The following is a 25,496-nucleotide window of genomic DNA, read 5'->3' on the forward strand; positions in this document are numbered from 1 at the left end:
CGCCATTCGTGCCGACGAGGTGCACCCGGGTCCGCCCGAGGTGCACCTCTTCGGCGTTTAGCCGCCGCGCTCTGCGAGGATGAGCGCGTGCAGCAGAACGAGGGGCCGCGCCGGCCCGAGGTCACAACCGTCGAGATCATCGGTGGGCCCGAGCGGCTCACCGTGGGGCTGCACGAGCACGATCCCGCCTGGGCGACGGTCTTCGAGAGCCACCGGCGGGTGATTCAGGATGCTCTCGCCGACGTCCCGGCCGACGCCCGCCCCGTGGCGATCGAGCACATCGCCGTCGAGCACATCGCCGTCGAGCACATCGGGTCGACCGCCGTGCCGGGGCTCGCGGCGAAGCCGATCGTCGACATCGTCGTGGCCGTCGGCGACATCACGGCCGAGGAGCACCACGTCGACCGCCTCGTGGCGGCCGGCTACGAACTGAGGGTGCGGGAACCGGGCCACCGCCTCGTGCGCACCCCGGAGCGCGACGTGCACGTGCACCTCTACCAGCAGGGCGACCCTGCCATCGCCGAGTACCTGCTGCTGCGCGACCACCTGCGCGCCGACGCCGGCGACCGCGCCCTGTACGAGAGCACGAAACGCGCGCTGATGGCCGAGAGCTGGGCCGACATGAACGCCTACTCCGACGCCAAGACGGAGGTCATCGCCGCCATCAAGGAACGGGCGCGGCGGGCCGCCGGTGCCGACGCGTCTCACGGAGGGGTCAGCGACCCACCCGCGTGAACAGCCCCGGGTAGTCCGTGACAAAGCCCTCGTCGTCGACCTCCACGTCGCGCACGAAGCTGCCGTCGAGAGCCTCGTAGCGGTAGACGGAGGGCGCGATGCGCGTGTAGCGTTGGCGGTCGGCGGAGACCTGCAGCGAGGGGACGTCCACGTAGGCCGTGGTGATCTCGGCGCTCTGGCCGAGGGCGAGGCCGATGCGGCGGATCGGCAGCGTGTTGCTGAACGGGGTGGCGCTCAGATCGACGTCGAGGGCGTCGGAGAGGGCGACGAGCATCCGCCCGTCATCGCCCTGCCAGTGGCCGTCGCCGGTCGACCACAGCTCGAGCGCGCGGTTCGTGGAGTTCTCGACCACGCTGACGTGCCGGGTGCGCCAGGCCTCGTCGCACTCGATGCGGTAGAACACCTCGAAGCCGGTCGATCGCTCCGGGTCGCGGTCGTCGGGGTCGGCGGTGATGTGGCCGACCGCGGTCGCGCCCGAGGGGGTGAGGGTGAGGGTGAGGCCCTCGAAGCCGCTCCGGCTCGACGGGACCCACGCCAGCGAGCGGGTAATGATCGGCACGGCTGACCTCCTCGCCGACGAACCTACTCCCCCGGGCGCTCGCCCGCGGGGGCTGGGTCTGTGGGGGCTGGGCCTGCGGACGCCGGACCTGCGGAGGTGCGGGCCGCCCGCCGCTGCCGCAGGTAGGCGATCAGCGCCGACCTGCGGATGTGCGGGCCGCCCGCCGCTGCCGCAGGTAGGCGACGAGCGCCGAACCGACCGTGAGCACGGCGATGCCGATCAGCACCCACTCCATGTACTGCTGCACGATCGCGGCCACCTCGGGGATGCCGCCGAGCGCGAAGCCGAGCCCGATGATCGCGCTCGACCAGATCAGGGCGCCCAGGGCGTTGTAGGCGGAGAAGTGCGAGCGCTTCATGCGCCCGACGCCCGCCGCGACCGGCGCGAAGGTGCGCACGACGCCGATGAAGCGGGCGATCGTGACGGCCCAGCCGCCGAAGCGGTCAAAGAACGCCTGGGTGCGGTCGACGTTCTTGCGGCTGAAGAAGCCCGAGTCGCGCCGTTCGAAGATGCCGGGGCCGGCGCGCTTGCCGATCGTGTAGCCGAGCTGGTCGCCGAGGAAAGCCGCGGCGAAGACGGCGAGGATGACGACGGGCAGCGGCAGCGGGATGTCGCCCGTAAAGGTCAGCAGACCCGCGAAGAACAGCAGGGTGTCGCCGGGGAGGAAGAACCCGATCAGCAGGCCGGTCTCGGCGAAGACGATCACGCAGACGAGCAGCAGGCCCCAGAGGCCCGCGCCCTGGATGGCGTCCTGGAAGCCGAAGATGTCCCTGATCACCCCTCGACCCTAGCCGTCTGCGGTGTCGCGCCGCTTTGAGCGATCGCTAGGCTTGTTCGCGTGATCAGGGGGTACGTCGAGGGCGATGCGGCGGCCACTCTCGAGGTGTTCGAGCGGGCGATCCTCGAGACGGCCCGGTCGGATTACAGCGAGGAGCAGGTGCGGGCGTGGCTCGGCGGACCACGCGAGCTCGCCCGCTGGAACGCGGAGCGGCTCGCGACCCGCACGGTCGTCGACGAGCTCGACGGTGCGGTCGCCGGCTTCAGCGACCTTGGGGCGGATGGCTACGTCGATCGCCTGTTCGTGCATCCGTCGTTCGCCCGCCGCGGTGCAGCAGCACGGCTGCTCGACGCCGTCGTCGCGACGGGCGAGGACCTCGGGCTGGCCGAGCTGACGACGCACGCGAGCCTCGTGGCACGGCCGGTCTTCGAGCGCGCCGGCTTCGACGTGGTGCATCGCGAGACGGTCGAGCGGGGTGCACTCACGCTCGACCGGTTCTTCATGCGGCGGATGCTCGGAGACGGGTAGCTCGGCGGCCCGCGGTCGACGCGGGCGTCAGTCGCCGCAGGCGGCTCGGGCGGCGGGGCGGCGGGCTAGAGCGGGCCGAGGAGACGGCGGGCGACGGCGGCGGCCGTGCGGGCGCCGGCTCCGGCTGCGACGATCAGCTGCTGCGGGCCGGGGGGCGTGAGGTCGCCGGCCGCATAGAGGCCCGGCACCGAGGTGGCTCCGAGGGCGTCGACCACGAGGTGGCCGTCGGCGTCGCGCTCGAGGCCGGTGAGCTCGGCGAGATGGGCGTCGGGCACGGTCCAGGTGGGGCGCACGAAGCCGCCGGTGCGCGGCACGACCGTGCCATCGGCGAGGCGCACCCCGGTCAGGCCCGAGCGGTCGCCCTCGAGGTCGTCGATCGGGCGGCGCTCCACCGCGATGCCGCGCGCGGCCAGGGCGGCCTCCTCGGCGGCGGTCACGGCGTCGGGGGCGTCGTTCGTGAAGACGATCAGGTCGTCGGTGACCTGCGAGACGAGCAGCGCGCGCTCGGCGAGGTCGGCGCTCTCACCGATCAGCGCGAGCGGCTGGTCGCTCTTCTCGAACAGGTCGCAGGCGAGGCAGCTGTGCAGGGCGGTTCCGTAGTAGGCGCGGATGCTCGGCAGCGCGGGAAGCGTCTCGGCGAGGCCGTGGGTCAGCACGACGACGGGCGCGGTGACGGTGCGGTCGGCCGAGCCGCGCACGCCGCGGGACGTGACGGTGAAGAGGGGGGCGCCGCCGGTGGCGGTGGCGGAGTCGGCCGCGGCTCCCGGGGTGATGGTCGTGACCAGGCCCTGGTGGAACTCGGCGGTGGGGTAGCCGGCGAACTCCTCGCGGCCGAGGGCGCGCAGCTCGAGGGGCGAGACGCCGTCGCGGGTGATGAAGCCGTGCGAGATGAGGGTGGCCGAGTGGCGGGGGCGGTTGCTGTCGAGGATCAGCACCCGACGGCGCGCGCGCACCAGGTTGAGGCCGACGGACAGGCCGGCGGGGCCGCCGCCGATGACGATGACCTCGTAGGCGTCGCCGTCGTAGCCGCGCACGGCCTCGGCGGGGCCGCCGGCTGTGCTGCTCGCCGAGACGCCGCCCGGCGCCGCCGCGCCGATACCGCTGACAGTCGCGCCGGGGCCGCCCGCAGCCGCGCCCGTCACAGCGCCGCCACCAGCGCCTCGAGCCGCGCGATCGTCTCGGCCTTGCCGAGGATCTGCATCGACTCGAACAGCGGCGGCGAGATGCGCCGCCCCGACAGCGCGACGCGCAGCGGCCCGTAGGCCACGCGCGGCTTCAGCCCCAGCCCGTCGATCAGCGCCGCGGCGAGCGCCGACTGGATCGCCTCATGCTCCCACTCCGACTCCGGCACGTCGAGGAGCCCCGCGATCGCCGCGTTCAGCACGAGTCCGGCGTTCTCGGGCAGCGAGGCCCGGGCGTCCTCGGCGTAGCTGAGCGAGTCGGCCGGCACGAAGAACGACGCCAGCAGCGCGGGCGCCTCGCCGAGCAGCTGCATGCGGGTCTGCACGAGCGGGGCGACCTGGTCGAGCACGCGCTGCTGCGCATCCGTCACCGGAACCGAGACGATGCCCTCGGCCGCGAGGTACGGCACGAGCCGCGACGCGAAGTCGTCGGGGGCCAGCAGCCGGATGTGGTCGCCGTCGATCGACTCGGCCTTCTTCAGGTCGAAGCGCGCCGGGTTCGGCAGCACGTCGGCCACGTCGAAGGCCGCCACCATCTCCTCCAGCGAGAACACGTCGCGGTCGGCCGCGAGCGACCAGCCGAGCAGCGCCAGGTAGTTCACGAGCCCCTCGGGGATGAACCCGCGCTCGCGGTGCAGGAACAGGTTCGACTCGGGGTCGCGCTTTGAGAGCTTCTTGTTGCCGTCGCCCATCACGTAGGGCAGGTGCCCGAAGCGCGGCACGAAGGTGGTCACGCCGATGTCGATCAGCGCGTGGTACAACGCGATCTGGCGAGGGGTCGACGAGAGCAGGTCTTCGCCGCGCAGCACGTGGGTGACCCCCATCAGCGCGTCGTCGACCGGGTTGACGAGCGTGTAGAGCGGATGCCCGTTGGGCCGCACGATCACGAAGTCCGTGAACGACCCCGCGGGGAACGTGATCTCGCCGCGCACGAGGTCGTCGAACGACAGGTCGGTGTCGGGCACCCGCAGGCGCAGCGCCGGCTCGCGCCCCTCGGCCCGGAAGGCCGCTCTCTGCTCCTCGGTGAGGGTGCGGTCGAAGTTGTCATAGCCGAGCTGCTTCGCGCGGCCGGCGGCCTCGTTGCGGGCGTCGATCTCCTCGGCGTTCGAGAAGCTCTCGTAGACGTGGCCCGACTCGAGCAGGCGGGCGATGACGTCGCGGTAGAGGTCGTAGCGCTCCGACTGGCGGTAGGGGGCGTGGGGGCCGCCGACGCCGGGGCCCTCGTCCCAGTTCAGGCCGAGCCAGGTGAGGGCGTCGACGAGCTGCTCGTAGCTCTCCTCGGAGTCGCGGTTGGCATCGGTGTCCTCGATGCGGAAGATCATCGTGCCGCCCGTGTGGCGCGCGTAGGCCCAGTTGAACAAGGCGGTGCGCACGAGCCCCACGTGGGGCGTGCCCGTGGGGCTCGGGCAGAACCGCACGCGCACGTCGGCGCCCGTGGCGGTGGAGAACGGATGCTCGGACGACTGTGCTGGTGACGTTGCGCTCATGACCCGCCGATTCTATCGGGGCCGGGCCGGTGGCAGGCCGGTCGCGTGCCAGGCTGGTGGGATGTCCTCCTCCGCGAAGAGCGCCGTGCGCGACGTCAGCCGCAACCCGGTGTTCCGGGTCGTCGCCCGCTCCGGGTTCGCGGTGAACGGCATGCTGCACCTCCTGATCGGGCTGCTCGCGATCGGTGTGGCGCTGCATGGCATCGACGGCGCCGGCGGTGTCGGCGGCGGCGAAGCCGACCATTCCGGGGCCCTACGGGAGCTCGCGGCCACCCCCGGGGGTGTCGTCGTGCTCTGGGCTTCGGTGCTCGCCCTGTTCACGCTCGCGCTGTTCCAGCTGGTGACGTTGCCGCTGCGACGCGCCGACGGGCCGCTGAAGACCTGGGGTCGCCGGGTCGTCGAGGCCGGGAAGGCGGCGGTCTACGTCGTGCTCGGCTCGACCGCGCTGATCTTCGCCCTCGGCGGATCGACCAGCGGCTCCGACACCAGCCAGACGTTCAGCGCGGGCCTGATCGCGACACCCGGCGGGGTCTTCCTGCTCGTCGCCGTCGGCCTCACGGTCGGCGGATTCGGCGTGGGGTTCGTGGCGATCGCGGTGCGGCGGGGCTTCCGCAAGCTGATCGTGGTGCCCGACGGGGTGCCGGGGCGGGTGGTCGTGGGCCTCGGCGTGGTGGGGTACGCCGCCCAGGGAGTGGCGCTCGTCGTGGTCGGGGTGCTCTTCCTCGTGGCAGCGCTGAGCTCCGACTCCGCGGCCGCCTCGGGACTCGACGGGGCGCTGAGGGTGCTGGCCGCGCTGCCGTTCGGTGGGCCGCTCCTCGTCGCGGTCGGGGTCGGCTTCCTCGCCTACGGACTGTTCCTGATCGCCCGGGCGAGGATCGCGAAGCTGTAGGGCCTAGGCGGCCGACCGCAGCGACTTCAGCCGCGACAGCACCTCGGGCGCCGAGCGGTCGAGCTGCGCCCCGCCGAGGCGCAGCCCCAGCACGAGCAGCGCCCCTCCGAGCCCCACCCCCACCACGAGCGTGAGCCAGCCGAGCAGCGCCGAGTCGAGCACGAGGCTGAGGATCGCGAGCACCACCGCGGGGATCGTCAGGAGCAGCACGATCCCCCAGGTCGCGAAGCCGGCGAGCGCCGTGGTGAAGCCGGCGCCGGGCGCCGACTTGAACGGGTTGTCGCCCGCCTGCGGCACCGGGATGACGATCCGCGCCGACGAGACGCTGACCACCGCGAAGCCGCTGAGCAGCGCGGCCGCCGCGAGACCGAGCAGCATCGGCAGCCGCTCCCAGGCGCCGATCACGGCGACGGGCACGATCGTGCCGATCAGCACCAGCGGCACGGAGATGATCGCGAGCGCCCACACCCGCCCGAGCCGGTCGTCGAGGCCCCGCACCCCGTCGGCGACGTGGGTGGCGAACGCCGTGCCGTCGAAGGAGATGTCGGCGTACAGGGCGATGCCGAGGAAGAAGGCGATGATCGGGCCGGTGAGGGTGAAGACCCACTCCCCCGAGCCGTTCGCCGAGTAGAACCACAACAGCACCGGCACCAACGGCACCGTGATGAGCTGGCGGGCGTAGCGCGGGTCGCGGCGCCAGTAGGTCAGAGCCCGGGCGGCCACGGCACCGGCGGGGGTCGCGGGGAGCAGGCCGAACATCCCCGTCTTGCCCTTGGCCACCCGCTTGGCGCCGGTCGCGGCCGGGGTGACGAGCGCGCTGGCGAGCGCCGCCCGCCAGATGAGTAGCAGCACAGCGAGCGTGGCGAGCGCGATGACGAGCTTGGCCAGGGCGGGGCCCCAGTCGCCGATCGCGACGTCGGCCGCGATCGCCCAGGGCGCGCCGACGGGCGTCCAGCCCACGGCCCGGGCGATGGCGGGCAGCTGATCGGCCGAGACGGCGAGCGTGCGGCCGAGGCCGATGACGATCGGGCCGAGCAGGATGATCGGGATGAACACGAGCACACCGCCGAGCTCCCGGAACCGGCGCTTGGACTGGAGCGTCGTCGACAGCGCCGCCACGGCGCGCGATCCGACCACGCAGATCAGCACCGCGATCAGTCCGCCGATCACCGCCGCGACCGCCGCCAGCGGGGAGCGGATCCAGCTCGCGGCCGTCGCCACCGCCGCGATGGTGGTGACGATGCCCGGCACGCCGAGCACGCCCGAGAGCGTGAGTCCGGCGAGCAGGGTGTTCAGCGGCACCGGGAACACCGACAGCCGCGCCGGGTCGAGCGTCTGCTCGATGCCGAAGGCGAACAGCGGCACCACGATCCAGCCCAGCACCACGAGGGCGCCGGCGAGAACGAGCACGGTGGACGTCAGCTCGACGGGCGCGAAGGAGAGCGCGATCAGGCCGGCCAGCACGCCGACCAGCAGCCCCAGTCCGTAGAGGCCTCCGATGATCACGGCGACGAGCTGCCACGGGCTGCGCTTCAGCGAGTTGCGCAGCACCAGCAGCCGCAGCCTTACGAGCGTCGCAACCATTCCGGCCCCTCCGCGTGGGTGCGGCCGCCGACGAGCTCGACGAACCGGTCCTCCAGGGTCGAGTCGCCGCGCACCTCGTCGACGGTGCCCGCGACGAGCACCGTGCCGTGCGCGACGACGGCGACGTGGTCGCACATCCGCTGCACGAGGTCCATCACGTGGCTCGAGACGATGACCGTGCCGCCGTTCTGCACGTAGCCGGTGAGGATGTCGCGGATGTTCGCCGCCGACACAGGGTCGACCGACTCGAAGGGCTCGTCGAGCACCAGCAGCCGCGGGGCGTGCACGAGCGCGCAGGCGAGCGCGATCTTCTTCGTCATGCCGGCGGAGTAGTCGACGACCAGCGTGCCGGCCGCCTGCTCGAGGTCGAGCAGCTTCAGCAGGTCGGCGACGCGCTCCGCCACCTCGGCCCGCTCGAGGCCGAACAGCAGCCCGTTGTAGGTCACGAGCTGCTCGCCCGTGAGCCGGTCGAACAGTTTCACGCCGTCGCTCAGGTTGCCGATCTGCGCCTTGGCCTTCAGCGGCTCGCGCCACAGGTCGATGCCGTGCACGAGCGACTGCCCCGCATCCGGCCTGAGCAGGCCCGTGGCCATCGAGAGCGTCGTGGTCTTGCCCGCACCGTTGGGCCCCACGAGGCCGTAGAACGAGCCGGTCGGAACCGTGAGGCTCAGATCGTTCACGGCGATCTTGTCGCCGAAGTGCTTGCGGAGACCGGTCAGCTGCAGCGCCGGTGCTGATGGATCGGACAAGTCATCCCCCAGATGGTCGTGTCGGTACCGTCAACTCTGGCCGAACTCGCAGACTTCACCAAATGCCCGCGCCCAGAGGCGGCATACGCTCGGAATATGTCCCGCCCGCGCCGCTCCGACCGACGGGACCGCTGGCGCTCGCACCTGCTGTCCACCCTCTCGGGCCAGAGCGACGGCCGCCCGGCCTGGGTGCAGGCGATCGCCGAGGGCAACGACGTCGGCTACTTCGGCCCCGGTTCCGCCTCCTGGGCGGTGCACGGCGGCATGGCGACCATGGTGGCGGGCATCCGCGCGCTGCTGATGCAGACGCTGCACCCGGGCGCCATGGCGGGCGTGCACGACTGGTCGCGCTACAAGGAGGACCCGCTCGGCCGCCTCACCGGCACCATCCGCTGGCTGGTCACCGTGACGTTCGCCGACACGACCGTGGCCGACCGCGAGTCGGGCCGGGTCGCCCACTTCCACGAGCGGGTGCGCGGCGAGTACGTCGACGACCACGGCGTCACGGTGCCGTACACGGCCGGCGACCCCGAGCTGCTCGCCTGGGTGCACGTCGTCTTCACCGACGCCTTCCTCTCCAGCCACACCCTGTGGGACGAGCCGATCCCGGGCGGTGCCGACCGGTACGTGCGCGAGTGGGCGAAGGCCGGCGAGCTGATCGGGGTGCAGGATGCTCCGCGGAGCGATCGCGAGCTCCGCGCCCAGCTCGAGGCGTTCCGGGCCTCCGGGGTGCTGAAGAGCGACGAGCGGGTGCGCGAGGCCGTGCGGTTCATCCGCCGGCCGCCGCTGGCCAAGGGCTTCCTGCCCGCCTACCGCATCATGTTCGCCGGCGCCGTGGCCTCCCTGCCCAAGGAGTACCGGCGGATGCTCGGCCTCCGCCGCTCGCCGCTGCCGGTGATCTGGGCCACCGGCCGGGTGCTGGCCGTGGTGCGGCGCGTGATGGGCAGCGAGTCGTCGTCGGAGGAGGCGGCGCTGTCGCGCATCCGTCGCCTGGGGGCAGCGGCGGCCCGCCGGCCGGCGGGGGCACCGGGCCCGACGGCGGCACCGGAACCGACGGGCGCACCGGAGCCCACGGGGGCACCGGGATAGTCTTCGACCGTGTCGATCACGCTGCACGACGTCGCCCGGCTGGCCGGGGTGTCGATCAAGACGGTGTCGAACGTGGTGCACGACTCGCCGGGCATCCGGCCCGAGACCCGGGCGCGCGTGCTGGCGGCGATCGAAGAGCTCGGCTACCGCCCCAATCTGACGGCCCGCGGTCTGCGGTCGGGGCGCACCGGAGCCATCGGGCTCGTCATCCCCGACCTCCGCAACGCGTACTTCGCCGAGCTGGCCGGGGCGGTCATGACCGCGGCGCACGCGCGCGGACTGTACGTGCTGATCGAGCAGATCAGCGGCTACGACAAGGCGTCGGAGCTCGCCGTACTGCGGGGCCCGCGGATGCAGCTGGTCGACGGCATCCTGCACAGCGTGCTCACCCTCGACGACGACGACGTGGGGATGCTCGACCTGCCGACCCCGCTGGTGCTGCTCGGCGACCGCATCTTCGACGGCCCGACCGACCACGTGACCATGCCGAACGTCGCCGGATCACGGGCCGCGACCGAGCACCTGCTGGGGCTGGGGTGCCGGCGCATCCTGGCTCTCGGCGCGCACCCGGGCGAGGTGGCCGGGTCGGCGGCGCTGCGGCTGCGGGGGTACGGCGAGGCCCTCTCCGCGGCCGGGGTGCCCGTGCATCCGGAGCTCGTGATCGCGGTGCAGGACTGGCAGCGCTTCGACGGAGCCGCCGCGATGCGCGCCGTCATCGCCTCGGGCCTGGAGTTCGACGGGATCGTGGCCTTCAACGACCCGCTGGCGCTCGGGGCGCTGCGCGTCGTGCTGGAGGCGGGGCTGCGTGTGCCCGAGGACGTCGCGATCATCGGCTTCGACGACATCGACGAGACGCGCTACTCGCTGCCGACCCTCTCGACGATCGATCCGGGGCGTGACGAGATCGCCGAGATCGCCGTCGGGTGGCTCGTGGAGCGCATCGGGGCCCCACGCGGGTCGATCGCGCCGCGCGAGCACGAGACGCGGGTGCGGCTGGTGCAGCGGGAGTCGACGACCCGCTCTTGACGGGCCCGCCCTGAGCCCTCAGGATGCAATTACAACGTTTACCTGACAGCAGCGTTAAGGACAGCCTTGGTCTCCGCACGACTCACCATCGACCCCCACTTCACCGTCGGCCCGATCAACCGGCGCCTGTTCGGCTCGTTCGTCGAGCACCTCGGCCGGTGCGTCTACGACGGACTGTACGAGCCCGGACATCCCACCGCCGACGCCGAGGGGTTCCGTCAGGACGTGATCGACCTGGTCACGGAGCTCGGTGTCTCGACCATCCGCTACCCGGGGGGCAACTTCGTCTCGGGCTTCCGCTGGGAGGACAGCGTGGGCCCGGTCGCCGAGCGGCCGCGCCGGCTCGACCTCGCCTGGCACTCCACCGAGACGAACGAGGTCGGACTGCACGAGTTCTCGAACTGGCTCGACAAGGTGGGCAGCGAGCTGATGCTCGCGATCAACCTCGGCACCCGCGGCACGATGGAGGCCCTCGACCTGCTCGAGTACGCCAACCTGCCGGGCGGCACGGCGCTCAGTCAGCAGCGCATCGACAACGGGCGCACCGACGCCTTCGGCGTGAAGATGTGGTGCCTCGGCAACGAGATGGACGGCCCGTGGCAGCTCGGTCACCGCTCGGCCGAGGACTACGGGAAGCTCGCCTCGCAGACCGCGAAGGCGATGCGCCAGCTCGACCCTTCGGTGGAGCTCGTCGCGTGCGGCTCCTCCAGCGCGCACATGCCGACCTTCGGCGAGTGGGAGAGGGTCGTGCTGACCCACAGCTACGACGACGTCGACTACATCTCCTGCCACGCCTACTACCAGGAGAAGAACGGCGACCTCGGCAGCTTCCTCGCCTCGGCGGTCGACATGGACCACTTCATCGACTCGGTCACCGCGACCGCCGACCACGTCAAGGCCGTGCTCGGCTCGTCGAAGACCATCGACATCTCCTTCGACGAGTGGAACGTCTGGTACCTCGACCGCTACGAGGACGTCGACAGGATCGAGGGCATCGACAACTGGCCGGTCGCCCCGCGCCTGCTCGAGGACGCCTACTCGGTGGCCGACGCCGTCGTGTTCGGCAACCTGCTGATCTCGCTGCTGCGCCATGCCGACCGCGTCACCAGCGCCTCGCTCGCGCAGCTCGTGAACGTGATCGCCCCGATCATGACCGAGCCCGGCGGGCCGGCCTGGAAGCAGACCACCTACTTCCCGTTCGCGCTGACCTCGCGGCTCGCCACCGGTGACGCCCTCGACGTGAAGCTCGAGTCGGACGACTACGAGACCGCGGTGTACGGTACCGTGCCGCTGGTGGACGCCGTCGCCACGCACGACGCCTCGACGGGGTCGACCTCGGTGTTCCTCGTGAACCGCAGCCAGCACGAGCCGGCGACCGTCACGATCGACATCGCGGCACTCGGCGCGGTGGCCGTGCGCGAGGCGCAGACGCTGACCGACACCGACACCTCGGCGAAGAACGTGCTGGGCGACGAGGAGCGGGTGGGCCTCGTGGCGACCGAGAGCGTGGTCGTCGGCGACGGCGGAGTGACGATCATCCTGCCGCCCGTGTCATGGACGGCGCTCTCGCTGGGCTGAGCGGCCCGTCGGAGCGGACCGACCCGGTAGGCTCGGGGTGAACCGCGGCCGTCGGACGCCGCGATCAAAACTGAGGAGATCGAACGTGACGACCGTGGTTGTGCCCCCGAAGCCGAGAACGATGCTGGCCGCACCCGTCAAGGGCATCGTCGCCGTCGTGCTCTGGGTCGTCGCCATCGCGCTCTGGGTCATCGCGCCGAACATGACCGACCCGCGCTGGGGCGCGTACCTCATCGACATCGGCATCGTGCTGGCCTCGGTCGGTTTCGCCGCCCCGACGCTCACGTACTCGGTGCCGCTCCGCAACACCGTCATCGCGGGCATCGCCGCCATCGCGCTGTTCGCGCTCGGCGACCTCGGCGGCATCCTCGTGATCAGCTACATGCTGCGTATCCTGGTGCCCCTGCTTGCGCTGTTCTCGGCGCTCTACGCCGTCGTCGGCCGCGTTCGCGTCTGGTACAACTGAGCCCCTCGCGCTGCACCCCGCGCCCGTAACGCACTCGTTCGGGCGCCGAAACACGGCCGTCACACACGCGCCCTAGATTCGAGCCATGAGGTCGTCGCACGAGTCACTGGGGTTCTGCCAGTGGTTCTGCCTGCGCCGACAGAGCGGTCACCACAACACCGCCGTCTACTCGTTCAACTCCTGACCGCGCCCCGCGTCGAGGCACCGGTGCGCCCATCGGGCGGCTGAGCCTCCGCGGGACTGCTCCGTCCCCCGCAGGGCCTCCAGCCCTGTCAGGGACCCCTGCGCGCCCAGTGAACGATTCCTCCAGACGGGGTACACCCATGCGACTCGACGACGTCTGCATCGTGAACAGCGATGTGACCGCTTCCGACGACTTCTACCGCGACACGCTCGGCCTCGAGCGGCGGATGCGCAACGTGCGCTTCGCCGACTTCGTGTTCGACAGCGGGCCGCGGCTGGCGATGTGGCTGCGGCCGAGCATCGCCGAGACCGTCGGGGCGGCCTATCCGACCCGGCCGGGGCTGCCGTTCCGGCTGGTGCTCGAGGTTCCGGATGCGCGTCCCGGCCCGGTCTCGGACCCGGACGGGTTCGTGCTGACGCTCGCGGCGCCGTCCGGGTCGGGCTCGCGCCCGGGCGGCAGTCGCAGCCGCCTCGCCGAGGTCGAGCTCGCCGTCACCGACCCGGAGGTCACCGGGGAGTTCCTCGAGACCCTCGGGTTCTCGCGGGCATCCGGTGACCCGCACCGCTACGACGGGGGCGACGGCACCGTCATCGCCCTCGTCGCGGCCCACTCGCTCGCGGGCTCGCCCCGCCTCGCGTCGTTCTCGCAGAACGGCGGGCACGTCATGCTCGCCGTCGAGCTCGACACGGGCGAGCAGGTCGACGCCCTCCACGAATCGCTCACCGCGCGCGGCCTCGCCGCCTCCGGTGCCCCCGCCGTCTACGAGTGGGGTGCCCGGTCGACGTACTTCGTCGATCCCGACGGGTACATCTGGGAGATCTACGCGTGGGTGGAGACACCCCGCTGAGCTCCCGCTCCCCGCACCATCCTCCGCACCACTCCACCTGCACCACTCCCTCAGAAGGAGCACACCCATGACCCGTTCCACCCCGTTCCCCCGCCTCGGCGCCCTCGGCGCCCTCACCGCGACGGCCGCGCTCGTGCTGGCCGGCTGCGCGTCCGCCCCGAGCGACGCCGGCAGCGCATCCGGAACCAGCCCGGCCGGCGCCGAGGGCGACGTGCTGCCCTGCATCGTCAGCGACGAGGGCGGCTTCGACGACCAGTCGTTCAACCAGCTGGGCCTCGAAGGCGTCACCCTCGCCGCCAAGGCGCTCGGCACGGATCACATCGACGTGCAGAGCGAGTCGGAGAGCGACTACGCGCCGAACATCGCGAGCCTCGTCGACCAGGGCTGCACCACGATCGTCACCATGGGCTACCTGCTCGCGGCGGCCACCGAGGAGGCCGCGACCGCGAACCCCGACGTGCACTTCGTGATGGTCGACGACAACACGATCACCGCCGACAACGTCAAGGCCGCGGTCTGGGACACCTCGCAGGCCGGCTTCCTCGTGGGCTACGCCGCCGCGGACTACACCGCGACCGGCAAGGTCGGCACCTACGGCGGGGCGCAGATCCCGCCCGTGACCCTGTACATGGACGGCTTCGCCCGGGGCGTCGAGTACCACAACGCCGAGAAGGGCACCGACGTGCAGGTGATCGGCTGGAACCCCGACACGCAGGAGGGGCAGTTCACCGGCAACTTCAGCGACATCAACGCGGCGAAGGTGCTCTCGCAGGGCATCCTCGAGCAGGGTGTCGACGTGATCCTGCCGGTCGGCGGGCCGATCTACAAGGGCGCCGGCCAGGCCATCCGCGAGTCGGCGAAGCCGGTGGCGCTCGTCGGCGTCGACACCGACATGTACGTCAGCGACCCCGACTACGACGACCTCTGGTTCTCGTCGATCGCCCGTGACATGCCGAAGTCGATCTCCGAGGTCATCCAGGCCTCCGCGTCGGGCGACTTCTCGAACGAGACCTACGTGGGCACGCTCGAGAACGGCGGCGTGCTGATGAGCCCGTTCCACGACTTCACCTCGAAGGTCGCGCCCACCCTCCAGGCCGAGCTCGACACCATCGAGCAGGGCCTCGTCGCGGGCACCATCCCCATCGACACCCCCTCGGCCCCGTAAACCCCACCCGTAACCCCACCGAGCCGTCGCAATCCGCCCTCTGAACGCCGTGAGAGGGCGGATTGCGACGGCTCGATTCCCCAGCGATTCGATCCCCCAGAGATTCGATCACCTAGAGAGAGGATGCTCGTGCGCGAGTTGATCTGCATCACCGACCCGGGGCAGGAGCAGGCCGTCGCGCTGCTCGCGATCCTCGCGTCGCCCGAGGAGTTCCACGTGCAGGCCATCGTGGCCGGCGCGGGCAACACCACGCTCGACCACACGGTCGAGAACGTGTTCAAGGTGCTCGAGCTGGCGGGGCCCGAGACGGATGCTCCGCGGATCCCCGTGCACCGCGGCGTCGCCCGGCCCCTCATCCGCCCTCTCGTCACGGCCGCCCACGTGCACGGCGAGACCGGACTCGACGGCTACGACTTCCCTCCCGTCGCGGGCCGCGCCTCCGACGAGCCGGGGGTCGCGGCGATCATCCGCCTCTGCCGCGCCGCGCCCCCGGGCGGGATCACGATCGCGCAGTTCTGCAGCATGACGACGCTCGCCGTCGCCCTCACGGAGGCGCCCGACATCGCGGCGCACATCGACCAGGTCGTGATGATGGCGGGCGCCTACTTCGAGGTGGGCAACATCACGCCCGCCGCGGAGTTCAACGTCTTCGTCGACCCGCACGCCGCGGCGATCGTGCTCGGCTCGGGCATCCGGCTCGTCATGCTGCCGCTCGACGTCACCCACCAGCTGCGCAACACCCGGGCGCGGCTCGACGCCTTCTCGGCGCTCGGCACCCGCTGCGGGCGCGCGGTCGACGAGTTGCTGACCTTCTCGGAGGCGTTCGACCTCGCGAAGTACGGCTGGGACGGCGCTCCCCTGCACGGCCCGGTCGTGCCGCTCTATCTGCTGCGGCCCGAGCTCTTCCACGGGCGCGAGATCAACGCCCGCGTCGAGACAAGCAGCGAGCTGACGATGGGGATGCTCGTCGCCGACTGGTGGGGCGTCACGGGTCTGCCCGCGAACGTCTTCTACGCGCGCGACGTCGACGCCGAGCCGTTCTACGCCGAGCTCACGGCCCGCATCGCGCGGCTGCCGTAGCGGCGCGGGCTACGGTCGATCCATGCGCACGCCTCCACCCCCGCGGACACTGTGGCAGAACGCCCTCGTCATCGCCCTCGACGCGGCGCACGGCGCCACCCCCTTCCGAGCCGACGTGCTCGTCGACGGCACCGACATCCAGGCGGTCGCCGAGGTGTCGCAGCCCGGCCGGCCGGCGCCCTCGCCCGACACCACCGTCGTCGACGCGACCGGGCTGCTGATCACGCCCGGGCTCGTGAACGCGCACACGCACTCGTGGGAGATCCTGCTGCGCGGAACGAGCGCACCGCTGCCGCTCGAGGTCTGGACGCTGCTCAGCTACCCGCCGACCGGCGTCGCGCCGGCGTCCGAGCGGCTGGTGCACCTCCGCACCGTCGTGGCCGCGCTCGAGTCGCTGCGCGGCGGCGCCACGACGCTGCTCGACGACACCGGAGAGCTGCCCGGCCAGACGCCGGCCGGCATCGCGGAGGTCTTCCGGGCGTACGACGCCACGGGCATCCGCGCCACCTGCACCGGAACCGGCATCGACGTGCCCATCGTCGACCGCCTGCCGTTCGCCGACGAGGTGCTGCCCGCCGAGGTGCTCGCTGCGAGCCGCGACTCGATGCCGCCGAGCGCCGTGGTGCAGGAGGCGTTCTTCGCCTTCTCCCGAGAGGCGCGGATGCTCGCCCGGCCGTACCCCCGCCTCCGCTACGCCCTGTCGCCGAGCGCCCCGCAGCGCGTCACCGACGAGTTCCTCGTGCGCGCGGCCGACGAGGCCCGCGAGCACGGCGAGGTGCTGCACACCCACCTGCTGGAGACCAAGCTGCAGCAGACGCTGGCACTCAGCCGCTATCCCGGCCGCACGATCGTCGAGCACCTCGACACCCTCGGCGTGCTGGGGCCGAACCTCACCGCCGCCCACGGCGTCTGGCTCACCCCGCACGACCTCGAACTGCTCGCCGCCTCGGGCGCGACCGTCGCCCACAACCCGGTCTCGAACCTCAAGCTCGGCTCGGGCACGCTGCCCTGGCGGGCGATGCACGACGAGGGCGTTCGCGTGGCGCTCGGCTCCGACGGGGCCTCCAGCAACGACTCGATGCGGATGCTCGACGTGCTGAAGCAGACCGCGCTCGCCCACACCCTCTCCGACCCCGACTACCGGGGGTGGCCGCTCGTGCCCGAGGTGCTGCACGCCGGAACGGTCGCGGGCGCCCGCGCCGCCGGCTGGGGCGACCGCTCCGGATCGCTCACCCCCGGGCTCGCGGCCGACCTCGTCGTGTACGACCTGACCGCGACCACCGCGTTCACCCCGCTGAACGACGCCGCGCAGCAGCTCGTGTTCGCCGAGAACGGGGCCTCGATCGCCGAGGTCTGGGTCGACGGGCGCTGCGTCCTGCGCGACGGCCGCAGCACGCTCGTCGACGAGGAGGCGCTGCTGGCGGAGTTCCGGGAGGAGGCGAGCCGGTATCTCGCCGACCAGCTGCCCCGGTGGCGGCAGCTGCAGCGCTCGCTCGAGCCCGCGGTGCGGAAGGCGTACTTACGCGCCTGGGGCCGCGCGCTGTAGGCTGTCGGTCTGACCAACCCCTGGTTGGTGTGGTCGGCCCCCTCCCCCTGCTTCTGCGTCGCGCCTCGGCGTTCGCGCGGCGGGCGCGAGGACGCGGCCGATCCGAGGCTGAAAACCTCCGGCATCCCGCATCCGCATCGAAGCCCGGAGGTCACCTCTATGTCATCTCTCACATCCGCCCGCACCCCGAACCGGTGGTGGGCCCTCGTCGTGCTCGCGCTCACCCAGCTCGTGGTCGTGCTCGACGGCACCATCGTGAACATCGCCCTGCCGCAGGCGCAGGAGCAGCTCGGACTCAGCGACGTCGAGCGCCAGTGGGTCGTCACCGCCTACGCGCTCGCGTTCGGCGCGCTGCTGCTGCTCGGCGGCCGCATCGCCGACTACTGGGGCCGCAAGCGCACCTACCTCGTCGGCATGCTCGGCTTCGGCGTCGCGTCGGCCTTCGGAGGGCTGGCGCAGAACGGCACCGAGCTGATCCTCGCCCGCGGGCTGCAGGGCGTCTTCGCCGCCCTGCTCGCGCCCGCCGCGCTGGCGCTCCTGACCGTGACCTTCCCGGGCGGCCGCGAGCGCAACACCGCCTTCGCCGTGTTCGGCACGGTCGCGGGTGCGGGCGCCGCAGTCGGCCTCGTGCTGGGCGGCGTGCTCACCGAGTTCGCCGACTGGCGCTGGTGCCTGCTCGTCAACGTCTTCTTCGTGATCGTCGGCCTGATCGGCGGCATGCTGCTGGTCAAGGAGTCGAAGGCCGAGGGCGACAACCGCTACGACGTGCTCGGCGCGATCACCGTCACACTCGGCCTCGGCTCGCTGGTCTACGGCTTCAGCCTCGCCGAGGGCGGCTGGGGCTCGCTCGACACCATCGGTTTCCTCGCGCTCGGCGTGGGCCTGCTCGTGCTGTTCGTCGTGATCGAGCGCCGCGTGGCGCAGCCCCTGCTGCCGCTCCGGATCGTCACCAACCGCGTGCGCGGCGGCGCCTTCCTCGTGCAGGCGATCGTCGGCAGCGTGATGATCGGCGCGATGCTCTACCTGGCGTTCCACCTGCAGATCGTGCTCGGGCTCGACCCGCTGCCCGCCGGGCTCGCGAGCCTGCCGATGACCGCGGTGATCATGGTCGTGGCCCCGATCGCCACCAAGCTGCTGCCCGCGATCGGGCCGCGCCCGCTGATGATCGTCGGCCCGCTGATCGCCGCCGCCGGCCTGGTGTACCTCAGCTTCATCACCGCCGACGGCTCCTACCTCGTGCAGGTGCTGCCCGCGCTGATCGTGATCGGCGTCGGCATGGCGCTGGTGTTCGTGCCGCTGCAGAACCTGGCGCTCACGGGTGTCGCCCCGCACGACGCCGGGGCGGCCTCGGCCACCGCGAACTCGGCGATGCAGATCGGCGGCTCGATCGGCCTGTCGGTGTTCACCGCGATCTACGCCTCGGCCGTGTCGGGGTTCTCGCCGGCGGCCGGCACCGCGGCGGGCGCCGCGCAGCTGCAGGCGTTCACGAGCGGCTACTCGGCGGCGTTCCTCGCGTCGGCCGTCGGCCTCGTGCTCGCGTCGGTCATCGCGGCGGTGCTCATCCGCGGCACGAAGAGCGAGCTGCTCCCCTCCACGGCCGACGCGTCGTCCGCGGTCCCCGTGCACTAGCCCGCCGCGGAATCGACTTGGCCCGTGCCGTCCTAAAACTCTCGTTTTGGAACGGCACGGGCCAAGTCGTTTTCGGCGCTACGCGCTGGTCGCGTCCGAGACCTCGCCGACCAGCTCCTCGATGATGTCCTCGAGGAAGAGCACGCCCGTGACCGCACCCTCGGCCGTCAGCGAGCGCGCCACGTGCGAGCCGCGGCGGCGCATGCCCTCGAGGGCGTCCTCGAGATCGGCGTCCCGGGCCACCGAGGTGAGGCGACGGATGCGCTTCCCGGGCACGGGCGCGTCGAAGGCCTCGCCCGCCAGATCCATCACGTCCTTCAGGTGCAGGTAGCCCTCGGGCTCCCCCGCCGCATCCGTGAGGATGTAGCGCGAGTACCCGTGCGACGCGACCGCCCGCTGGATGTCCCGCGGGGTCGCCCCGGCGGGCAGCAGCACCATCTCGGCGATCGGCACCTCGACGTCGCGCACCTTCTTCGTCGTGAACTCGAACGCGGCGGTGAGGGTGCCCGACGTATCCGTCAGCACCCCCTCGCGGGTCGACTGCTCGACGATCGACGCCACCTCGTCGAGGGTGTACGTGCTCGTCGCCTCGTCTTTCGGCGTCACCCGGAAGGCGCGCAGGATGAGGTTCGCCAGCCCGTTCAGCGCCCAGATCACCGGCCGCACCACCTTCGAGACGAAAACCAGCGGCGGCGCGAGGATGAGCGCGGCGCGGTCGGGCACCGAGAAGCTGAGGTTCTTCGGCACCATCTCGCCGAACACCACGTGCAGGAAGGTCACCAGCACCAGCGCGATCACGAACGCGACCCCGCCGATCAGCTCGGGGCTGAGCGGCGTGAGCGCGAGCGGGTACTCGAGCAGGTGGTGGATGGCCGGCTCCGAGACGTTCAGGATGACCAGCGAGCACACGGTGATGCCGAGCTGGCTGGTGGCCAGCATGAGGGTGGCGTGCTCCATGGCCCAGAGCGTCGTCTTCGCGGCCTTGCTGCCGGCCTCGGCGCGCGGCTCGATCTGCGAGCGGCGGGCCGAGATCACCGCGAACTCGGCGCCCACGAAGAAGGCGTTGACGACGAGCAGCACGACGAGCCACACGATTCCGGGAACGATGTCACTCATCGCTTCTCCTCCAGTCGGGAGTCGATCAGGGTGGCGGGGGTGCCTTCGGCGGCGGAGCCCTCGGCCGGCGAACCGTCTTCGGGCGGCTCCTCGGGGATGAACCGCAGCCGGTCGAGCCGCAGACCGTCGACGCGTTCGACCCGCAGCACGCCGCCGTCGATGTCGATCTCGTCACCGAGCTCCGGCAGCCGGTCGAGCTCGTCGATCACGTAGCCGGCCACGGTCTCGTGGTCGTCCTCGGCAGGCACGCGGATGCCCGTGCGGGCCTGCAGCTCGTCGGGCCGGAGGCTCGCGTCGAACGTGATGGAGCGGCCCGTGCGCACGATGCCCGCACGCAGGCGGTCGTGCTCGTCCTCCAGCTCGCCCACGAGCTCCTCCACGAGGTCCTCCAGGGTGACGATGCCGGCCGTTCCGCCGTGCTCGTCGGTCGCGATCGCGATCTGGAAGCCGTTGCGGCGCAGGAGCCCGAGCAGCGTGTCGATGCCCATCGATTCGGGCACGAAGAGCGGGTCGACCATGAGCTCGCCGACGGTGACGCCCTGGCGGGCATCCGGATCGATGGCGAAGCCCTGCTTGACGTGCACCACACCGACGATGTCGTCGACGCTGGTGCCCGTGACGGGGAAGCGCGAGAAGCCGGTGCGCTGCGCGAGCGCCACGACGTCGGCCGCGGTGTCGTCGGGGCCGACGCTCGCCATGCGCACGCGCGGGGTCATCACGTCGGCGGTCTCGCGCTCGGAGAAGGTGAGCGTGCGGCCGAGCAGCGTGGCGTGGTCGGTGTCGAGCATGCCCTCCAGGGCGGAGCGGCGCACGAGGGAGCCGAGCTCCTCGGCCGAGCGGGCGCCCGAGAGCTCCTCCTTCGGCTCGATGCCCATCGCGCGGATGAGTGCGTTGGCCGTGTTGTTGAACAGCAGGATGACCGGCTTGAACACGGTCGTGAAGACCACCTGGAACGGCACGACGACCTTCGCGGTCTGCCGGGGCAGCGCCAAGGCGAAGTTCTTCGGCACCAGCTCGCCGATGACCATCGAGAACAGGGTGGCGATCAGGATGCCCAGCACGGCGCCGATCCCGGGGACCACCGCCTCGGGGATGCCGACGCCGATCAGCGGCTCGCGCAGCAGCGAGGAGATCGCCGGTTCGAAGGTGTAGCCGGTGAGCAGGGTGGTGAGGGTGATGCCGAGCTGCGCGCCCGACAGGTGGGTCGACGTGATGCGCAGGGCGCCGATGGTCGGCCCGAGCCGCTTCTCGCCGCGCGCCTGGCGCTGCTCGAGATCGTGACGGTCGAGGTTCACCAGGGCGAACTCGCTGGCGACGAAGAATCCGGTGCCGACGGTCAGCACGAGGCCGATCGCGAGCATGCTCAGTTCATACAAGGGCGGGCCCCCTGCGAGTGAGCACGCGGGCTGCACCTACGAGGTGAGCGCCGTGGTTCTGGTCGGCAAGGGGCACGGGTCTGTGATGGGGAGGGTCGTCCATGCCGACAATCGTAGCGGGGGCGGCTGGAAAAGCGCCTGGACGGGCGGTTCGCGGTGTTCGGGATGCTCTCAGCGCGCATCCGGGATCATGGACGGATGACCGTGTTCGAGCCACCCTGTGGGCCCGTCGAGGGCCGGCGCGACGGCGACGTCGTGCGGGTGCAGGGGGTGCCGTACGCCTGGGCCGCGCGGATCGCGCGACCCATGCCGTTCGAGGCATGGACCGAGGTGCGGCCCGCCGTCGAGCGCGCGCCGGCGTGTCCGCAGCCGCAGAACGCGTTCCTCGACGAGGTGCTCGGCACCCGCTGGGGCGAGCTGCCGGCCGACGAGCACTGCCAACGACTCACGATCACGCTGCCCGGTGACCTCGCCGAGGGCGAGCAGGTGCCGGTGATGGTCTGGATCCACGGCGGCTCGTACACCTCGGGCGCCGGCGACCTCGCGATCATGGATCCGGCGCCGCTCGTGCGCGAGCAGCGCGTGATCGTGGTGGCCGTCACGTACCGGCTCGGACTGTTCGGCTACCTCGCCTCGGGCGAGCGGCCGGCGAACCTCGGGCTCCTCGACCAGCTCGAGGCCTTCCGCTGGGTGCAGCGCAACATCGCGGCGTTCGGGGGCGACCCGGGCCGGGTGACGGCGTTCGGCGAGTCGGCGGGCGGCGACGCGGTGGCGCACCTGATGACGCTGCCGGAGGCACCGCGGCTGTTCGGCCGGGCGATCATCCAGAGCGCGCCGCTCGGCATCTCGCGCGGGCGGGCCCGGATGAGCGACGCGATGGGACGTGTGGCTTCGGCCGTCACACCGACCATGCCGGCCGACGAGGTGGTGGCGCTGCAGGAGCAGGTCGCGGCGCCCGCCCGGCGGCACGGGCTGCTCGCCGGGATGCCGTTCGGCACGCAGTACGGCCACGATCCGCTGCCGCCCGAGCCGCTCGTCGAGGCGGCGTGGCGGGCGGCGGCGCCGTCGATCGAGGTGCTGATCGGCACCACGGCCGAGGAGGCGCGGCTGTTCGTGGCCCGGGTTCCGGCGGTGAAGGTGCTGGCGGGGCTGCCGCTCGTGGGCCGGTTCGTGCAGCGGATGCTCGTCGCGCTCGTCACCCGCATCGTCTACGGCCGCCCGGCGGCGGTCTTCGCGCGGCGGCACGCCCGGGCCGGGGGCGTGGCCCACCGCTACGTGATCTCGTGGGCGGCGCCGGGCAACCCCTACGGCGCGTGCCACACGATCGACCTTCCGCTGCTGTTCGGCAGCTGGGACACGTGGTCGCGCGCGGCGCTCGTCGCTGGCGCGACGCCCGCGTCGCTCGCGACCGCGGGCCGCGCCGTGCGGCAGGCCTGGGGCAATTTCGCCCACGGCCGCCTCCCCGCGGCGGGCGCGGTCCCGGGCGCCGTCCGCCACTGGCGCCTCTGACCCGCGCCGTCCCGCGCTGCACCCCGCCCCGCCCCGCTCCGCCCCGCCTGCGCGCGAACCGGGTCGCGCAAAAGCACCTCCGCGGGACGGCGGAACGGACTTCGCGCGACCCGGCTCAGGGCCGCTGGGCGCGCGGGAGGCCCGCGACCACGAGGTCGTAGGAGTTCACGATGAGGTCGTGCACGAGCTCGCCGTCGCTGCCGGGGCCGAGCGTGACCGTCACCCAGTGGCGCTTGTTCATGTGGTAGCCGGGCCGGATCCACGGGTGGTCGCGCACGAGCGCCTCGCCGTGCGCCGGGGCGACCTTCAGCGTGACGCTCTCGACCTCGGAGTCGAGCGGAGTGAGGGCGAACACCTTCCCCACCACCTTGGCGACCGCGGTCTCCGGCCCGAACGGCCGCTCGTCGGTGGTGGCGGGCAGGGCGGCGCAGGCCTCGAGCACGTCGGCGCGGCGGCGGATCTCCATGCACGGAGGCTAGCCCGCCCGTCCTACACTGCGCATCCGCCCGTCAGCCAGCCAGGTGACCACTGGAGCCGGCCGAAGTAAGTGGGGCGCAGGACCCCCGCCGTTCATCCGCCGTTCGCCCGGGGGCGCTACGGTGCCGACGTGACGCTGTTCAACGGCTGGGCCATTCCCGCCGAACTCGACGACCTCCTGCGCTCGAGCGTGCTCGACGACGATGACGACGACCCGGTGCTGATCGGCGCCGACGGCGCGCCCGTCGACACCTGGCGCGAGGGCTATCCCTACGACGAGCGCCTCGACCGCGCCGACTACGAGGTGGGCAAGCGCCTGCTGCAGATCGAGCTGCTGAAGCTGCAGAACTGGATCAAGCTATACGGCCGCCGCCTCGTGATCGTGTTCGAGGGCCGCGACGCCGCCGGCAAGGGCGGCACGATCAAGCGCTTCACCGAGCACCTCAACCCGCGCGGCGCCCGGGTCGTGGCGCTCGAGAAGCCCACGAACCGGGAGGAATCGCAGTGGTACTTCCAGCGCTACGTGCAGCACCTGCCGGCCGCGGGCGAGATGGTGCTGTTCGACCGCTCCTGGTACAACCGGGCGGGCGTCGAGCGCGTGATGGGCTTCTGCACCGACGAGCAGTACGACGAGTTCATGCGCCAGACGCCCCTGTTCGAGCGGATGCTCACCGGCGACGGCATCGACCTCGTGAAGCTGTGGTTCTCGGTCTCGGCCGAGGAGCAGCGCACCCGCTTCGCCATCCGCATGGTCGACCCGGTTCGGCAGTGGAAGCTCTCCCCTATGGATCTCGAGTCGCTCGACAAGTGGAACCGCTACACCGCCGCGAAGGAGGCGATGTTCGCCGCCACCGACACGCCCGATGCCCCCTGGACGGTCGTGAAGAGCAACGACAAGAAGCGCGCCCGCCTCGAGGCGATGCGCCATGTGCTGAGCCTCTACGACTACGACGGCAAGGACGTCTCGATCGTCGGCCGGCCCGATCCGCTGATCGTGGGCTCGGCCGCCGACGTCTACGAGCGCGGCGAGAACGCGGCCGGGGCGCTCGCGTGACCCCGCAGGTGCACGTGCGCTGGGTGGCGCTGCCGGCAGCCGGGGCGCCCGACGTCGCCGCCCGGCTGCCGCACCTCGTCGACTTGCTGAGCGACGAAGAGCGGATGCGCGCCGCCACCACCCCCGACCCCGACGTCGCCGCGCGGTTCGTGCTCGGGCGCGTCGCCGTGCGGCACCTCGCGGCCGAGCTCGCGCGCCCCGGCCCGGGCGGCTCGGCGCCGACTCCCGGCGAGGTCACCGTCTGGGCGCTCTGCCCCGACTGCGGCGGCCCGCACGGACGACCCCACGTCGACGTACGGAAACCCAAGGGCCGCCCCCTCAGCGTGAGCATCGCCCACTGCGCGGCGGGCGTCGCGGTCGCGGCGAGCTGGTCGGGCGACGTCGGCATCGATGTGGAGCTCGCCGACACCCCGGTCGAGGCGATGGCCGCGATCGCCGCACTGGTGCCGCCGGAGGCGCGGCCGTCGGGCCGGTCGTGGGACCCGGTGCAGCACTGGACGCGGGTCGAGGCCGTGCTGAAGTCCGACGGGCGCGCCCTGCGGGTCGATCCGTCGGCCGTGCTGCTGCGCCGGGACGCGGGGGCGCTGACGGCGACGATCGCGACCGGCGCGAGCACCGCGACCGGCGCGACCGGCAAGGCCGGCGCCCCCGCGCACCCCGACGGGGAGCCGGAGGCGGTCTACGCCGTGGCCGACCTGCGCCTCGACGAGGCGGTACGGGCATCCGTCGCGGTGCTGCCCCGCAAGCCGTCGGCCAAGCCCGTGGTGCCGGTGGTCACCTGGCGGCCGCTCGCCCTCGACGCGCTCGCGACGCCGCAGCCCGCCTGACGCCCCGGCCCGCCCCGCGCGACGCCCCACCGCGCCT

At 72.1% G+C, this 25,496-nt stretch carries 24 protein-coding genes; 15 read left to right on the top strand and 9 right to left on the bottom strand.

All coding sequences use genetic code 11. The features are described 5' to 3' along the window. Positions 1-87: 87 nt before the first annotated feature. Positions 88-735, top strand: a complete 648-nt coding sequence (locus tag NVV95_RS17225) for a GrpB family protein (protein WP_259487789.1) — start codon at positions 88-90, stop codon at positions 733-735. Here NVV95_RS17225 and NVV95_RS17230 read toward each other — a convergent pair. Both NVV95_RS17230 and NVV95_RS17235 read right to left on the bottom strand, forming a co-directional pair. Then, positions 716-1,294 (bottom strand): putative glycolipid-binding domain-containing protein, encoded by a 579-nt coding sequence (locus tag NVV95_RS17230; RefSeq protein ID WP_259487790.1) that lies wholly within the window; start codon positions 1,292-1,294, stop codon positions 716-718. The two genes, NVV95_RS17225 and NVV95_RS17230, sit on opposite strands and share 20 nt — an antisense overlap. A gap of 130 nt (positions 1,295-1,424) precedes the next feature. Then, complete coding sequence (locus tag NVV95_RS17235; protein ID WP_259487791.1) at positions 1,425-2,072, bottom strand: DedA family protein; 648 nt, start codon at positions 2,070-2,072, stop codon at positions 1,425-1,427. A 60-nt stretch (positions 2,073-2,132) separates the two neighbouring features. Between NVV95_RS17235 and NVV95_RS17240 the strand changes: the two genes are divergently transcribed. After that, positions 2,133-2,600, top strand: a complete 468-nt coding sequence (locus NVV95_RS17240) for a GNAT family N-acetyltransferase (protein ID WP_259487792.1) — start codon at positions 2,133-2,135, stop codon at positions 2,598-2,600. Between the two features lie 65 nt (positions 2,601-2,665). On the opposite strand, the gene NVV95_RS17245 is transcribed toward NVV95_RS17240, so the two are convergent. Then, positions 2,666-3,634, bottom strand: a complete 969-nt coding sequence (locus NVV95_RS17245) for an NAD(P)/FAD-dependent oxidoreductase (RefSeq protein ID WP_259487824.1) — start codon at positions 3,632-3,634, stop codon at positions 2,666-2,668. A 104-nt stretch (positions 3,635-3,738) separates the two neighbouring features. Further along, positions 3,739-5,268, bottom strand: a complete 1,530-nt coding sequence (gene gltX, locus NVV95_RS17250; protein ID WP_259487793.1) for a glutamate--tRNA ligase — start codon at positions 5,266-5,268, stop codon at positions 3,739-3,741. A gap of 61 nt (positions 5,269-5,329) precedes the next feature. On the opposite strand from gltX, the gene NVV95_RS17255 reads away from it, so the two are divergent. Next, entirely contained in the window at positions 5,330-6,157 is an 828-nt protein-coding gene (locus NVV95_RS17255) for a DUF1206 domain-containing protein (RefSeq protein WP_259487795.1), read from the top strand. A gap of 3 nt (positions 6,158-6,160) precedes the next feature. Here the strand turns inward: NVV95_RS17255 and NVV95_RS17260 are convergent, their stop codons facing one another. Further along, positions 6,161-7,741, bottom strand: coding sequence for a transporter (locus NVV95_RS17260; RefSeq protein WP_259487796.1), 1,581 nt, complete (start codon positions 7,739-7,741; stop codon positions 6,161-6,163). Beyond that, entirely contained in the window at positions 7,723-8,490 is a 768-nt protein-coding gene (locus NVV95_RS17265; protein ID WP_259487797.1) for an ABC transporter ATP-binding protein, read from the bottom strand. The genes NVV95_RS17260 and NVV95_RS17265 overlap by 19 nt, the downstream gene beginning before the upstream one ends. Before the next feature lie 96 nt (positions 8,491-8,586). On the opposite strand from NVV95_RS17265, the gene NVV95_RS17270 reads away from it, so the two are divergent. The 9 genes from NVV95_RS17270 (at position 8,587) to NVV95_RS17310 (ending at position 19,100) form a co-directional block, all read left to right on the top strand. Next, positions 8,587-9,579 (top strand): oxygenase MpaB family protein, encoded by a 993-nt coding sequence (locus NVV95_RS17270; protein ID WP_259487798.1) that lies wholly within the window; start codon positions 8,587-8,589, stop codon positions 9,577-9,579. A gap of 9 nt (positions 9,580-9,588) precedes the next feature. Further along, positions 9,589-10,605 (top strand): LacI family DNA-binding transcriptional regulator, encoded by a 1,017-nt coding sequence (locus NVV95_RS17275; protein WP_259487799.1) that lies wholly within the window; start codon positions 9,589-9,591, stop codon positions 10,603-10,605. Positions 10,606-10,671: 66 nt separating this feature from the next. Beyond that, positions 10,672-12,183, top strand: a complete 1,512-nt coding sequence (gene arfA / locus NVV95_RS17280) for an arabinosylfuranosidase ArfA (RefSeq protein ID WP_259487801.1) — start codon at positions 10,672-10,674, stop codon at positions 12,181-12,183. 85 nt (positions 12,184-12,268) lie between these two features. After that, entirely contained in the window at positions 12,269-12,649 is a 381-nt protein-coding gene (locus NVV95_RS17285; RefSeq protein ID WP_259487802.1) for a hypothetical protein, read from the top strand. A gap of 323 nt (positions 12,650-12,972) precedes the next feature. Then, positions 12,973-13,680, top strand: a complete 708-nt coding sequence (locus NVV95_RS17290; RefSeq protein WP_259487803.1) for a VOC family protein — start codon at positions 12,973-12,975, stop codon at positions 13,678-13,680. A gap of 67 nt (positions 13,681-13,747) precedes the next feature. Beyond that, positions 13,748-14,845, top strand: coding sequence for a BMP family lipoprotein (locus NVV95_RS17295; RefSeq protein WP_259487804.1), 1,098 nt, complete (start codon positions 13,748-13,750; stop codon positions 14,843-14,845). A gap of 129 nt (positions 14,846-14,974) precedes the next feature. Further along, positions 14,975-15,925, top strand: coding sequence for a nucleoside hydrolase (locus NVV95_RS17300; protein WP_259487805.1), 951 nt, complete (start codon positions 14,975-14,977; stop codon positions 15,923-15,925). A gap of 22 nt (positions 15,926-15,947) precedes the next feature. Continuing rightward, positions 15,948-17,471 (top strand): amidohydrolase family protein, encoded by a 1,524-nt coding sequence (locus NVV95_RS17305; protein WP_259487806.1) that lies wholly within the window; start codon positions 15,948-15,950, stop codon positions 17,469-17,471. 159 nt (positions 17,472-17,630) lie between these two features. Further along, on the top strand, positions 17,631-19,100 hold the full coding sequence (locus NVV95_RS17310) for an MFS transporter (protein WP_259487808.1): 1,470 nt from the start codon (positions 17,631-17,633) through the stop codon (positions 19,098-19,100). A gap of 78 nt (positions 19,101-19,178) precedes the next feature. Here NVV95_RS17310 and NVV95_RS17315 read toward each other — a convergent pair whose 3' ends face one another. Further along, a complete protein-coding gene (locus tag NVV95_RS17315; RefSeq protein ID WP_259487809.1) occupies positions 19,179-20,216 on the bottom strand; it encodes a hemolysin family protein in 1,038 nt (345 codons plus the stop codon). Beyond that, complete coding sequence (locus NVV95_RS17320) at positions 20,213-21,592, bottom strand: hemolysin family protein (RefSeq protein WP_259487810.1); 1,380 nt, start codon at positions 21,590-21,592, stop codon at positions 20,213-20,215. The genes NVV95_RS17315 and NVV95_RS17320 overlap by 4 nt, the downstream gene beginning before the upstream one ends. Before the next feature lie 198 nt (positions 21,593-21,790). Here NVV95_RS17320 and NVV95_RS17325 point away from each other — a divergent pair, with 198 nt between their 5' ends. After that, positions 21,791-23,101: a carboxylesterase family protein gene (locus NVV95_RS17325; RefSeq protein WP_259487811.1), complete on the top strand. Its 1,311-nt coding sequence runs from the start codon at positions 21,791-21,793 to the stop codon at positions 23,099-23,101. Positions 23,102-23,216: 115 nt separating this feature from the next. Here NVV95_RS17325 and NVV95_RS17330 read toward each other — a convergent pair whose 3' ends face one another. Then, positions 23,217-23,567, bottom strand: a complete 351-nt coding sequence (locus NVV95_RS17330; RefSeq protein ID WP_259487812.1) for an MmcQ/YjbR family DNA-binding protein — start codon at positions 23,565-23,567, stop codon at positions 23,217-23,219. 147 nt (positions 23,568-23,714) lie between these two features. On the opposite strand from NVV95_RS17330, the gene ppk2 reads away from it, so the two are divergent. Further along, entirely contained in the window at positions 23,715-24,632 is a 918-nt protein-coding gene (gene ppk2, locus NVV95_RS17335) for a polyphosphate kinase 2 (protein WP_375163859.1), read from the top strand. Then, positions 24,629-25,459, top strand: a complete 831-nt coding sequence (locus tag NVV95_RS17340) for a 4'-phosphopantetheinyl transferase family protein (RefSeq protein WP_259487813.1) — start codon at positions 24,629-24,631, stop codon at positions 25,457-25,459. The genes ppk2 and NVV95_RS17340 overlap by 4 nt, the downstream gene beginning before the upstream one ends. Positions 25,460-25,496 lie beyond the last annotated feature (37 nt).

The sequence above is a fragment of the Herbiconiux gentiana genome, assembly GCF_024978135.1.
Lineage (GTDB): Bacteria > Actinomycetota > Actinomycetes > Actinomycetales > Microbacteriaceae > Herbiconiux > Herbiconiux gentiana.